Source organism: Kribbella sp. NPDC055071, from assembly GCF_053608045.1.
The window spans coordinates 120535-134089 of record NZ_JBSGUS010000021.1 but is presented as its reverse complement, the minus strand read 5'-3'; the positions used below and the strand labels follow the sequence as shown (position 1 = coordinate 134089).

At 68.4% G+C, this 13555-nt stretch carries 10 protein-coding genes; 8 read left to right on the top strand and 2 right to left on the bottom strand.

Going from position 1 to position 13555, the window contains the following annotated elements:
- Positions 1–87: 87 nt before the first annotated feature.
- Entirely contained in the window at positions 88–1032 is a 945-nt protein-coding gene (locus ACWF4Z_RS30265) for a S1C family serine protease (protein WP_452246569.1), read from the top strand.
- 5 nt (positions 1033–1037) lie between these two features.
- Here the strand turns inward: ACWF4Z_RS30265 and ACWF4Z_RS30260 are convergent, their stop codons facing one another.
- Positions 1038–1697 carry an MBL fold metallo-hydrolase gene (locus tag ACWF4Z_RS30260; RefSeq protein WP_452246568.1) on the bottom strand — a complete coding sequence of 220 codons (660 nt, stop codon included), beginning with the start codon at positions 1695–1697 and terminating at the stop codon, positions 1038–1040.
- A 206-nt stretch (positions 1698–1903) separates the two neighbouring features.
- On the opposite strand from ACWF4Z_RS30260, the gene uvrA reads away from it, so the two are divergent.
- The 7 genes from uvrA to ACWF4Z_RS30225 all read left to right on the top strand — a co-directional run bounded on the left by uvrA (position 1904) and on the right by ACWF4Z_RS30225 (position 12507).
- Entirely contained in the window at positions 1904–4984 is a 3081-nt protein-coding gene (gene uvrA / locus ACWF4Z_RS30255) for an excinuclease ABC subunit UvrA (RefSeq protein WP_452246567.1), read from the top strand.
- 251 nt (positions 4985–5235) lie between these two features.
- The gene (locus ACWF4Z_RS30250; protein ID WP_452246566.1) at positions 5236–5574 is read left to right on the top strand and encodes a hypothetical protein; all 339 of its coding nucleotides are present in this window, start codon (positions 5236–5238) and stop codon (positions 5572–5574) included.
- Positions 5575–5604: 30 nt separating this feature from the next.
- Complete coding sequence (locus tag ACWF4Z_RS30245) at positions 5605–5910, top strand: hypothetical protein (RefSeq protein ID WP_452246565.1); 306 nt, start codon at positions 5605–5607, stop codon at positions 5908–5910.
- A gap of 104 nt (positions 5911–6014) precedes the next feature.
- Positions 6015–6368, top strand: a complete 354-nt coding sequence (locus tag ACWF4Z_RS30240; protein WP_452246564.1) for a DUF6507 family protein — start codon at positions 6015–6017, stop codon at positions 6366–6368.
- Complete coding sequence (locus ACWF4Z_RS30235) at positions 6365–6658, top strand: hypothetical protein (protein ID WP_452246563.1); 294 nt, start codon at positions 6365–6367, stop codon at positions 6656–6658. The genes ACWF4Z_RS30240 and ACWF4Z_RS30235 overlap by 4 nt, the downstream gene beginning before the upstream one ends.
- 58 nt (positions 6659–6716) lie before the next feature.
- The gene (locus tag ACWF4Z_RS30230) at positions 6717–12248 is read left to right on the top strand and encodes a toxin glutamine deamidase domain-containing protein (RefSeq protein ID WP_452246562.1); all 5532 of its coding nucleotides are present in this window, start codon (positions 6717–6719) and stop codon (positions 12246–12248) included.
- On the top strand, positions 12238–12507 hold the full coding sequence (locus tag ACWF4Z_RS30225) for a hypothetical protein (RefSeq protein WP_452246561.1): 270 nt from the start codon (positions 12238–12240) through the stop codon (positions 12505–12507). Before ACWF4Z_RS30230 ends, ACWF4Z_RS30225 begins: the two co-directional genes overlap by 11 nt.
- Here the strand turns inward: ACWF4Z_RS30225 and ACWF4Z_RS30220 are convergent, their stop codons facing one another.
- Positions 12508–13404: a hypothetical protein gene (locus tag ACWF4Z_RS30220; RefSeq protein WP_452246560.1), complete on the bottom strand. Its 897-nt coding sequence runs from the start codon at positions 13402–13404 to the stop codon at positions 12508–12510.
- Between the last annotated feature and the right edge of the window lie 151 nt (positions 13405–13555).

Below are 13555 nucleotides of genomic sequence, written 5' to 3'. Positions count from 1 at the left end.
TCAGGATTGTGGCTCGCCTCACTCGCTGGCAGCGATTTGCTTGCGGTGTAATGCTGTAATCAGCACGAATGAGGGAGGTGCGTGGACATGGCCGACGAGTTGGCGGGCGACGACGTACTGGATGCCTACTCCCGGGTGGTCTCCGGAGTGGCGGAGCATCTGATCCCGCGGGTGGCGAGCCTGCGGATCCACAGCCGGCGCGGTGACTCGTCGGGTTCGGCGGTGGTGCTGACCGGTGACGGGCACCTGCTGACGAACGCGCACGTGGTCGGCGACGGCGAGCAGGCGGCCGCGGAGTTCGCGGACGGTACGGCGGCGCAGGCCCGCGTGGTCGGGGTCGACCGGCTGTCGGATCTCGCCGTGGTGCGAGCCGACCGGGAGATCCCGGACCCACCGGAGTACGGCGACGCCGATCAGCTCAAGGTGGGGAACCTGGTCGTTGCCGTGGGCAACCCCTTGGGTCTGGCCGGGAGCGTGACCGCCGGTGTGGTGAGCGCGCTCGGGCGATCGCTGCCGGTCCGCAGCGGCTCGGCGCAGCGGATCATCGAGGACGTCATCCAGACCGACGCGGCCCTGAATCCGGGCAACTCCGGCGGGGCACTCGCCGACGGAAACGGGCGGGTCATCGGGATCAACACCGCGGTGGCGGGCATCGGGCTCGGACTGGCGGTCCCGATCAACCCGACGACGCGCCGCATCATCTACTCGCTACTGCATGACGGCCGAGTGCGCCGCGCGTACCTCGGCCTTGTCACGACTCCCGCGCCACTGCGGCCCGGGCTGGCCGAACGCTTCGACCAGCGCACGGCCCTCCGAGTGGTGGAGGTGATCTCGGGCAGCCCCGCCTCCGAGGCCGGCCTGCGCAAGGGCGACCTCGTCCTGGCCGTCGACGGCACCACGCTTCGGGACGCCCAGTCCCTCCAGCGCCAACTCTTCGCCGACGCCATCGGCCGCCGCACCGAGATCACGGCCATCCGCAACAACGCGCTCGTCGACGTGATAGCCCATCCGACCGAACTGACCGATCGATAGCGGTCCTACCAGCCGCGCTCGCGCCACTCGGGGACCTTCGGCCGCTCGGTGCCGAGGGTGGTGTCGTCGCCGTGGCCCGGGTAGACCCAGGTCTCGTCGGGGAGCGTGCCGAAGAGCTTGGTGTCGACGTCGTTGATCAGTGACTTGAACCGCTCGGCGTCGCCCTGGGTGTTGCCGACGCCGCCGGGGAAGAGCGAGTCGCCGGTGAAGAGGTGGGGCGGACCGTCCGGGTCGTCGTACACAAGAGCGATCGATCCGGGTGTGTGCCCGACCAGGTGGATGACGCGCAGGCTGGAGTTGCCGACGGAGATGTGGTCGCCGTCGTCGACCAGCTGATCGGTCGGTACGCCGATGCCCTCGGCGTCATGCCGCCCGGCGACCGTGGTGGCGCTGGTCCGGGCGACCACCTCGGCGAGCGCCTCCCAGTGGTCCTGGTGGCGGTGCGTGGTGATGACCCGGGCGAGCCCGCCGTCGCCGATCAGCGTGAGCAGGGTGCCGGCATCGTTGGCCGCGTCGATCAGGACCTGCTCGTCGGTCTGCCGGCACCGCAGCAGGTAGGCGTTGTTGTTCATCGGCCCGACCGCGACCTTGGTGATCATCAGTTGCGCGAGCTCGTGCGTCTGCGCGGGTCCGCCGACCTTGACGTTCCCGTGGTACTCCGGCATGCGCCTTCTCCCTGGATGTCGGTGATAGAGCGATCCTTGCACTGATGGTGCCCGGGTGCGCGAACCACCCGCGGTGATCGAATATACTTTCGAACTGGTCGCCGGGTTCCGGCGGCGGAAGTTTTTGTCGGTGGGCCTCGTTAGCATGACGGAGCATGTCAGCGGGCGTGCCCCGGATATCCTCGAGAACGGCTGAGAGTGAGCTTGTGTCTGACCGTCTGATCGTGCGTGGAGCGCGTGAGCACAACCTGAAAGACGTCTCGGTCGACCTGCCACGGGACGCCATGATCGTCTTCACCGGCCTGTCCGGGTCCGGGAAGTCCAGCCTGGCCTTCGACACGATCTTCGCCGAGGGCCAGCGGCGCTACGTCGAGTCGCTGTCGGCGTATGCGCGGCAGTTCCTGGGTCAGATGGACAAACCTGACGTCGATTTCATCGAGGGCCTGTCACCGGCTGTCTCGATCGACCAGAAGTCCACCTCACGGAACCCACGGTCCACGGTCGGCACGATCACCGAGGTCTACGACTACCTCCGGCTGCTGTTCGCCCGCGCCGGTCGTCCGCACTGCCCGGAGTGTGGTGAGCCGATCGCGCGGCAGACGCCGCAGCAGATCGTCGACCGCGTGCTGGAGCTCGACGAGGGCACCCGCTTCCAGGTGCTGGCCCCGGTCGTCCGCGGACGCAAGGGTGAGTATGTCGATCTGTTCCGCCAGCTGACCGGTCAGGGTTTCTCCCGCGCCCGCGTGGACGGCGAGACGATCCAGCTGACCGAGCCGCCGAAGCTGGACAAGCAGAAGAAGCACGACATCGATGTGATCGTCGACCGGCTCGCGGTGAAGGGCTCGGCCAAGCAGCGGCTGACCGACTCGGTCGAGACCGCGCTCGGCCTGGCCAGCGGTCTGGTCGTGCTCGACTTCGTCGACCTGCCGGACAACGACCCGCACCGCGAGCGCCGGTTCTCCGAGAAGCTCGCGTGTCCGAACGATCACCCCCTGGCGATCGACGAGCTGGAGCCACGGTCGTTCTCGTTCAACTCGCCGTACGGCGCTTGCCCGGTCTGCACCGGGCTCGGCACCCGGATGGAGGTCGACCCGGAGCTGCTGATCCCGGACCCGTCGAAGTCACTCGACGAGGGCGCGATCCAGCCGTGGTCCGGGCAGAACGTCTCGCAGTACTTCGAGCGGCTGCTGTCGGCGCTGGCGAAGGACCTCAAGATCAAGACGAGCACGCCGTTCGGTGAGCTGCCGGCCAAGGCGAAGAAGTCGCTGTTGACCGGTCACGACAAGCAGGTCCACGTCTCGTACCAGAACAGGTACGGTCGCGAGCGTTCGTACTACACGACCTTCGAGGGCGTGATTCCGTACGTCGAGCGCCGGCACGCGGAGGCGTCGAGCGAGACCGGCCGGGAGCGCTTCGAGGAGTACATGCGCGAGGTCCCGTGCCTGGCCTGCAACGGCGCCCGGCTGAAGCCGATCTCGCTGGCGGTCACGCTCGGCGGCAAGAACATCGCCGAGATCAGCGCAATGTCGATCGACGAGGTGCACGACTTCCTGGTCCGGATGGAGCTCTCGCCGCGGGAGAAGCAGATCGCGGAGCGGGTGGTCAAGGAGATCGGCGAGCGGCTGCGGTTCCTGCTCGACGTCGGTCTGGACTACCTGGCGCTGAACCGGCCGGCGGGTTCACTCTCCGGTGGCGAGGCACAGCGGATCCGGCTCGCGACGCAGATCGGTTCAGGCCTGGTCGGCGTTCTATATGTGCTCGACGAGCCGTCGATCGGCCTGCACCAGCGGGACAACCGGCGCCTGATCGACACGCTGGTCCGGCTGAAGGAGCTGGGCAACACGCTCATCGTCGTCGAGCACGACGAGGACACGATCGATCATGCCGACTGGGTGGTCGACATCGGGCCGGGTGCGGGGGAGCACGGTGGTCAGGTCGTGGTGTCCGGCACCGTCGAGGACCTGCGCAACCACCCGGATTCGATCACCGGCGCCTACATCTCCGGGCGTAGGGAGATCCCGATCCCGGCGGTTCGGCGTCCGCTGACCGAGGGCCGCGAGCTGACCGTGTACGGCGCCCGCCAGAACAACCTCCGCGACATCGACGTGACCATCCCGCTCGGGGTGTTCGTCGCGGTCACCGGGGTGTCGGGCTCGGGCAAGTCGACGCTGGTCAACGACATTCTCTACACGTCGCTGGCTCGGCAGATCTACGGCGCTCGGGCCGTGCCTGGCCGGCACACGAAGATTTCCGGCATGGAGCTGGTCGACAAGGTCATCCACGTCGACCAGTCACCGATCGGACGGACGCCGAGGTCCAACCCGGCGACGTACACCGGCGTCTGGGACCACGTCCGCAAGCTGTTCGCGGAGACCCCGGAGGCGAAGGTCCGCGGGTACCAGCAGGGCCGGTTCTCGTTCAACGTCAAGGGCGGCCGCTGTGAGGCCTGCTCGGGTGACGGCACGCTGAAGATCGAGATGAACTTCCTCCCCGATGTCTATGTGCCGTGCGAGGTGTGTCACGGCGCGCGGTACAACCGCGAGACGCTCGAGGTGCACTACAAGGGCAAGACGGTCGCGGATGTTCTCGACATGCCGATCGAGGAGGCGTCGGAGTTCTTCGCGGCGATCCCGGGGATCTCCCGGCACCTGACGACCCTGGTCGAGGTCGGTCTCGGGTACGTGCGGCTCGGTCAGCCCGCGCCGACGCTGTCCGGTGGTGAGGCGCAGCGGGTCAAGCTCGCGTCCGAGCTGCAGCGGCGTTCGACCGGGCGGACGGTCTACGTGCTCGACGAGCCGACGACCGGTCTGCACTTCGAGGACATCAGCAAGCTGCTCGGTGTGCTCGGCGGCCTGGTGGACAAGGGCAACTCGGTGCTGGTGATCGAGCACAACCTGGACGTCATCAAGACCGCGGACTGGATCATCGACCTCGGACCGGACGGTGGCCGTCGGGGCGGCACGTTGGTCGCGGAAGGTACACCGGAGGAGGTCGCGGCGAACCCGGCGTCGTACACGGGTGAGTTCCTGGCCGAGATCCTCGCCGGGCGCGCGGCCAAGCCGAGTGCGAAGCAGCAGGCCGTCGCGGCGAAGACCGCACCCGCGAAGAAGGCCGCGGCCACGAAGGCTGCTGCCACGAAGACGGCAGCGGCGAAGAGGTCGGCGCCCGCCAAGAAGGCGAGTGCTGCGAAGACGAGTGCTACCACCACGGGCGCCGCGAAGAAGACGGCCGTGAAGAAGACTGCCGCGGCACAGAAGGCGCCGGCGCGGAAGCGCGTCGCGAGCTGAATCCGTTGTAGCGTAGGTGTTTGCGGGAGACCGTGGGGTGTCGGCGATGGCCGGCACCCCACGACTGCGTTACGGCCGACGGTGATTTCGCCGGATCCGCGTGTCGCTGGGCGAAGGTTTCCACCAGGATGGAAATGCTTGCCCTGATCCACCGTTTCGGCTACCTCTACGGTCGTCGTACGACGGAACCACGTGACCCAGAGGTCCGTCTATGGTTGTGGTGCGGCGCGACATCGAGCAGAGGAGACACTGTGGGCACGCGTTGGAAGATGGGGCAGGACACGCTCAGCGATCTCGCCAAGAAGACGTCCGGGAACAACCAGAACCTCGGTGCCCTGGTGCAGCAGCTGGTCAAGGCGGCCGCTCCGCTGGAAGGCAAGATGGCCGGCTCGGGCAAGCAGATGTTCGACTCGTTCAAGGCCCAGGTGGACAAGATCGCCGCCGACCTGAACGCCGGCATGGGTTCGATCAACCAGGCCCAGTCGGGCATGGACCAGGCGTACCGCCAAGGCGACCAGGATCTGGCCCAGAACGCCAAGAAGGCCCAGGGCGCGGCGGACTTCAACTCCGCCAAGTTCGGCAAGCACTGAGCGTCGGCAAGCACTGAGCGAGGGAGAACCATGGGCAACTTCAATTCGTACGACTCGGCGGCTTCCGGTGAGGTCCAGGCGAGCATCGCCGCCCTGTCGTCGCAGATCGAGTCGCTGATCGCGGATCACCGCAAGAACGTCGCGGCCGCGCTCACGAACTTCAGTGCGACCGGCGTGTCCGACGAGTACAAGGGCATCGAGGACCGCTTCAACAAGGCGGCCGACTCGACCCTGGCGATCATCGGCTCGCTGAAGGACGTCATGAAGGGCAACGACGGCATCGCGAACGACACGAACGCCCTGGCCATGCAGAAGGCCCGCAGCGCCGAGGGCTGACGGCCGGTCGCTCGCCGTCCGGTTCGGACGTACCCCCTGTGCGGGTTGCGTCCGCGACCGCGCGCTGAAGAGGTCAGGTACGGGGACTCGAGGGAGCACAGACTGTGAACTGGAAGATCGACGTCGACGGCGTGAACACCGTGCTGACGAACACCGGGAACGCCGCGACGCCGCTCGACGGCCTGTCCAAGGCGTACGGCGACGACTTGACCAACATCATGAACGGCCTGGACTACGACGCGTTCAAAGTCGTCGGGGCCGCGATCGGTGAGTACTCACAGCACTGGGCGCCGACGATCGAGGCGGCCGCCAAGCAGATCACCGCGTCGCTCACGGGTGCGTCCGAGGCGGTCAAGGCGTACATGAACGGCCAGCAAGAGATGGCGATGAACGCTCAGCGTGCCGCCAGCCGTGGCCTGATGCCGGGTGAGAAGCCGGGCGGGTACAAGGCCGTATGACGAACCACGATCCGGCCGCCGAGAGCGCCGTACCGCAGGATCCGGCCGTGGTGGCGGCGCGGGACCAGCTGATCGGCTGGCTGAACAGCAAGGCGGTGGCGCCGGAGTACGGCGTGACGGCCGGCGACCTGGAGGCCTGGGAGGTGCGGCCGGCGGAGGAGTTCTTGCTCTTCGTCCCGCCTGGATACGCCAACCAGGTGTTCTTGGTGGCCGACGGCGGGATCACGGCGTTCTCGCCGAGTACGACGTCGCTCGGCGACGCGGTCGCCGCGGCCCGATCGCACGCCTGACGCCACTCTCGACCTCCCCGACCAGTTGCTGCCCAGCGTGACCGAGGACTGAACTGACATGATCCAACCCGAAGGCATCCCGATCGCGGCCATCAAGAACGTGGTCGACGCGCTCGAGAAGAACGTCCAGCCGCTGAGTGACCTCGGGCAGCAGTTCACCGATCTCGGCAACAACGTGCACAAGACGTTCCAGGGCCTGAACGGGTGCTACGAGGCGCCGGAGCGCGAGCTCCTGGTCAACTCGACCTTCAAGATCCAGGACAACTTCGGGAAGTTCGGTCCGAGCCTGCCGGCGATGGCCGTGCACCTGCGGAACCTGGCCGGCGAGGTCCACGGCCGGCTGAACACGCTCGAGACCATCCGGCGCGACGCGTACGACTGGTTGAAGAAGAAGGACGCCAACCCTGACTGGCAAAAGGACGAGGGGATGGTGAACAAGAACAACCAGATGGTCAACGACGTTCACCGGATCATCAAGGAGGAGCTGCCGGACCTCTGCTTCCGGTGCGCCAACGCGATCGTCGCCCTGCAAGGCGGCAAGCCCTGGGATCCGAAGACCGGTCTGCGTGAGGGCGAGCAGCCGCCGCCGCAGGCGCAGCAGGAAGGCGACCCGCCGCCGGAGCCGTGGGGTACGACGGAGGAGCTCGACAAGCCCTGGTACGAGGACTGCCTGGACTTCGGCAAGAACCTGCTGATCGGCGTGGCCACTGCCATCGGTGAGACGGTCGAGGGGTTGTTGACCCTGATCCCGGTGCTGCCGCTGCTGGGCATGATCCCGTCGGTTAAGCAATGGGCGAAGGACACCTTCGGCTACGACATCCCGGGCTGGGACAAGGCTGGAGCGGCGTGGAAGGGCTTGGGCACGCTGGCCGTCAATCTCGTGACCGCGCCGATCCAGTTGGCCTGGTGGGGTTTCGACAAGGTGACCGGGATGGACACCCGGCCGCAGTTCGTCAAGGACCTCGGCGAGCAGGGCGTCGCGATGCTCAAGGGTCTGGTCGCCTGGGACGAGTGGGCGAAGAATCCGGGCAAGGCGCTCGGCATGCTGCTCACGAACGTCGTTGCCACGGTCGGTACGTTCGGCGCCGGCGGCGCGATCAAGAGCGCGGGCATGGCCGGCAAGCTCGGCATGATGAGCGGCGCGGTCGTCAAGGTCGCCAACGTCGTGGACAAGCTCGGCGCGCTCAAGGCCGGTCTGCATGACGGCGCGCTCGGTCTGGCGACAAAGATCCCGAAGGTCCAGTCGGTCGTCGACGGCCTGGCGAAGATCCCGATCGTCGGCCACAACTTCAAGCCCTGGAAGGTCGACACCCCGCACGTCCCGGCCGGAGACATCCCCGAGGTCGGCGACGTCGCGACCCACGTCGACGCCCCCACGAGCAGGTCGTCCACCCCCCACGTCGACACCGGCAGCGCAGACACGCCGCACGTCAACACCGGGGGAGACACCCCCACCACCCACACCGGCGACGAAACGCCCGCGTCACCCGCTGCCCATGCAGACCCCAGCACGACGCCCACCACCCACGACCCGGGCACCACGCCGGCTTCGCATGACCCGGGTACGACGCCGGGTTCGCATGACCCAGGCACAACGCCGGCCACCCACGACCCGGGTACAACGCCTGCAGCTCACGAGCCAGGTACAACACCTGCGACCCACGAGCCGGCTACGTCGCCGGGGTCGCAGACCGATCCGGGTTCGACGCCTGCCACGCCGGCGTCGCAATCGCCGGGCAGCCCGCACACCCCGGAGCCCACCACAAACCCGGTCACCCACACGCCGGAACCAGCAGCCGCCCACACCCCGGAACCGACACACACGCCCGAACCGGCCGCCGCACACACCCCGCAGACGCACACTCCGGAACCGACCCACACTCCGGAACCGACCCACACTCCGGAACCGACCCACACTCCGGAACCGACCCACACTCCGGAACCGACCCACACTCCGGAACCGACCCATACGCCTGAGCCGACGCGGACACCGGATCCGGCTACCGCACACACTCCGCAGACACACACACTGGAGCCGACGCACAATCCGGAGCCGACGCATACGCCGGAACCAGCGGGCTCCCGGACTCCCAAGCCGACACACACCCCCGAGCCGACCCACACTCCCGAACCGACGCATACGCCGGAGCCCGTCGGCACGCGTCCGCCGGAGCCGACACGCACTCCTGAGCCGCATGCGCCTGAGCCGGCGCGTGCAGCTGAGCCGCCGGTGGTTGCTCCGCCGCCGGTGATGGCGCCGCCGGTGCATCCCGGCGTACCGGATCACCCAGCGGCGCCGCGCACCTCCGAGCCGCCGGCCGCCCGGCAGCCGATTCCTGACCGCATGGCAGGCAAGGAGCCGACGATCCCGGAGCGGCTGGCCGGCGACCCGGTCCGGCCCGTGCCGCGGCAGTCGATCCCCGACCGGATGGCGGGCAAGGAGCCGTCGATCGGGGAGCGCCTGGACGGCGTCGAGCCGGTTGGTCGTCGTACGCCGGAGGCACCTCGCGGCGAGCACCAGCCGAGCGAGCGCACGCCGGAGCCGGCCGACCAGTTCGCTCACCAAGGACGCTCCGAGCCGCCGGCCGGACCGCGGGACCGTGGTGACCGGCCGGACGAGCCGGACTACACGGACCCCAGCCGTACCGGGGAGCACGCGAACAGCCAGGCAGACCCCAGGCCGGCCTGGCACGACGGCACCCCGAACCAGCCGTCCTGGCACGACCCGAACTACGACCCGACCCGTCCACCGGCGCACGACCCGCACACGGTCGACCGGGCCGGTGCGCCCGAGCGCGAGTTCGGTCCGAAGGGACCCGACGGCGGCAACGACCCCACGTGGAACGACCCGCGGACCCGGCAGGTGGAGATCGACCGGTTGAAGCCGGACTACCTGCGTCCGGAGCCGAACAAGCTGCGCGCGGACGTCGATCCGTTCATGCACATCAAGCCGGACCCGCTGGACCCCCGCAAGGCCGACCTCCAGGACAGCATCGGCCCGAAGCCGCACGAGAACCCGGAGGAGTGGGTCCACAAGATCAACCCGGACCACGAACCTGCGGGCCACTACGACTGGAACTGCGCGGACACGTCCCGCGCGGCCTGCGAGATCCTGAACGGCGAGCCGGGGCGGCTCGCGTCGGGTAACGCGTTGAAGGGCGGCGAGTCGGCGGACACCACCCTGGAGTGGATGGGGCTGGAGGATGTGCCGAAGGAGTACAAGGCGCTGCGTCCCGAAGGTGAGCCACCCAGCTTCCGGTTCGACCAGGAGGCGTTGCAGAAGGTCCGGGACGCGCTGAAGGGCCGTCCGCCGGGTACGCACGCCAACGTCGGCGTGCATTTCGCCGACGGCGGTGGACACCGCTTGACTGCGTTCGTCGACAAGGAAGGCGCGGTGAAGTGGCTGGAGGCGCAGAAGTCGCACAACGCCCGCCAGCACCCGGACGGTAGCCCTGAGCAGCGTGCGGCCATCGAGAAAGACATGATCAAGCACGCGAACCAGATCCCGGTCGCGAGCCACCTTGACCGGCTGGAGTTCAGCGTCCGCGAACCGGGTGGCCGCTGGGAAGGCGTTCCCCGCAAGCCCGAGACCGCCCCGGCCTCCCAACGCCGCCACGGCCAGCCCTTGGAACGCTCGGACACCCCTCACACCGAGGGTTCAGATTCACACGGCTGGGATCAGCCGCGTCGGCCGGTGGATCCGGATGCGACACGGCCGATCCCGCGCGAGGTGATCCGGGACGCCGATGCCACGCAGCGGATTCCGCGGGACGTCGTGCGGGACGCCGATCAGGCGCCTCGCCAGCCGCAGTACCGTCAGGACCCGCGCCAGCCCCAGCAACCCCCGTATCGGCCCGACCCGCGGCAGCAGCCGCCGTATCAACACCCGCAGCAGCCACCGCACCGGCCGGCTGAGCAACCACCGCGCCAGCCGGACTACCGTCAGCCGCAGTACCGGCCGGATCCACGGCAGCCTCAGCAGCCGCCGTACCAGCACCCGCAGCAGCCACCGCACCGGCCGGCTGAGCAACCACCACGTCAGCCGGACTACCGTCAGCCGGAGCAGCCGCCGTATCGGCCGGATCCACGGCAGCCGCGGCAGCAGCCGCCGTATCAACACCCGCAGCAGCCACCGCACCGGCCGGCTGAGCAACCACCGCGCCAGCCGGACTACCGTCAGCCGGAGCAGCCGCCGTATCGGCCGGATCCACGCCAGCCGCAGCAGCCGCCGTATCGGCCGCCGCACGAGCCTCAGCCGTATCAGCCTCAGGCGCATGAGCCTCAGGCGCCGGAGCCGGTGCGGCCGAGCGAACGGCCTTCGATGCCGCGGCGTTCGCGGAGCGAGCTGGGAGCGGGTCGTCCGGACGCCGTGCGCAAGTTCACGCACGAGCTCGGCGACCCCGAGTACCGAGCGGGCCGGGAGGTCGAGCGCGACTTCCGCGACACCGTGAAGTCCAGCAAGCACGAGAAGCGGCTGCTGGAGGAGTGGCGCAGAGACCGCCCGGATGCCGGCGAACTCTCCGATCCGGAGTTGCTGGCGATCGATCGCGTGGCCAGCCCCCAACGCCAGATGGATATCAACGACGCCCTGCACGGGCGCGACGAGTCCGCGCTGGCAGATATGGAGCTGGAGATGCGGACCGCGACCTCAGGGATGAACAAGCTGCCTGACGTCCACGGCCCGGTACGGCGTGGTGAGTACGTCAACGGTGCCGACCTGGAGAAACTCCTCGACCGCTATCAGGTGGGCCGGACCGTTCCGGAGCGTGGCTTCACGGAGTGGAGCAAGACCTATGAGCCGGGTGGGAACGTCCAGTTCCACCTGGACTCCAGGCACGCGAAGGACATTTCGTTCGGCACGCACCAGGACCGGATCGTCCATCCGCCGGAGAACCGTGTCCGGGTCGAACGTCGGTGGTTCGACAAGGAAACGGACACGTGGCACATCGAGCTGTCCGACCACGGCCGGGTTCCCGGGCTGAAGGACGTGGAAGTACCGCAGCGCGCCGCTGAGGCCGTGTCCAACTTCGTCAAGCGCTTCGAGGAGGCGGGCGGCGAGGTGCGGGTGCTGGATCCCAGGACCGACGGCGCACTGCTCCGGGATCTGAAGCAGCAGGCCCACGAGATCGCGCGGACCGAGAGCAAGAACTCCACCGTCAACCGCGGCCGGAAGTATCTCGAGCAGGTGTTCGACGATGCATCCGGTGCGGGGGAACGGCGGATCGCGGTCAGTATGCGCGACGGCAAGCTACTCGCGGCGGCAGACTTCGCCTTCGACGAGAACAACCTGTACATGAGGTTGCTCGGGACCGCGCACCACACGGGCGCCGGTCGTGGGGCGCCGGGTGCGGGCATCGCCGCCGCCCACGCCGCCCTGCGGACTGCCCGCGACAAGGGCCTCTCGATCGATGGCTACGCGAACGCGGACGCGAAGGCCCTGTACCGGATCGTCGGTGCTCGGATGGAGAAGCACGGCGGGAGCGCGCATCTGCCGGCGGCGGACGTCAGGTGGCTTGTCGACGAGGCCGACCACTTGCTCGACGCCAAGTCTGCCCCCGCGCCGCACGATGGGAACTTTGATGTCAGGTAGCAACTACGGGACGCAGGTCATCGAGTCGGTGGCCGTACGGCGCAGGCGGCTGCGGGAAGCCTGGTTGTTCGGGGCCGATCGGGTCCGGAACACGGTGTCGGAGCAGACCGGGAAGGTCTTCGCCAGCGTGATGATCGGCGCCATCGCGTGCGCCGGCTGTGCGGGAGTGTCGTACTTCAAGGCATCGTCAGCCAAGGAGAAACAGCCCGCACCGACGCAGACCACCTCCGGCCCGGTCAGCCCGTCACCGAGCAGGTAGTCACCGGCCGAAGAGGCTACCGAACAGCTGCCGCAACCACGTCCGTCGTGGTTGCGGCTTCAAAGCCGCAGGCAGTACGGCGGTAGGCGGCGTCGCCAGCGTGACCGGGACCTGGACCATCCGATCACTGTGCAGCCAGAAGAGATCCGGGCAGCACTGATCCGGCGCATCCCGGTACGTTTCGGCGACGTAGCGAGCCAACGCGTCCGCTCGCTCCTGCCCCGCATCCGCTGGACAGTAGGCGACCGCGCTCAATCGAGGCACACCCAGCAGCACCCCCGGCCCGATAGATGCCTGGGGCAACATGTTGTCCCGGTCAACGACCGCCATCGACACCAGCCGGACTCCGTCACGTCGCAGCACGGAGAACCCGTCCAGCTCGACCGGCTCGAGACCCTCGATCTGCGCCAGGCTCAACTGCACCGGTGACGGCACACCGGCGTCGCCGAGCCCCAGCATCGCCCGCCGTACGACGGTCAACCGCCGGAGCTGGTCACCGGTCTCGATGAAGACCACGACCTCGAAGTGGTCGCCGAACGGGATCAGCGCGTCCGCGACCGGCCCGGCCGTCCGCGCCGACCAGCCGCGCTGGACCAACAGAGCACGTTGCCGTACGGCGACGTCGCCGTACCGGTGCTCCTCGGTCGCGAGCTCGCCTTCGGCCACGACGGCCCGTAGCCACTTCTCGATCTGGTCCGGCCAGCGGTCCTGTGGTAGCTGAAGGCAACGATCGACGATCTCCGCGACGCTCACCACAGCAGACATCTGGAGCGCGCCACGGCCCCAGCCGACCTCGACCGTGCGCTCCGCGGTGTCCACCACGCAGCCCGGTAACCAGATCGGCGCGAGATCCGCAATCACTTCGACCACGGCTGAAACGTCCCGAGTGCCTGTCATCTTTTGACCTTTCCCACCACTAAAGTGTGCCGGGCATCCGTTCGAAACGAAGTACGAGATTCCCCCCGCGGCGGCGCGGGCTGCTCAGCGGAGGAAACCTTAGTGGCAAGCCGGATCGTGCACCGCCCGGCGCGGCGCACATCTGCCCCGG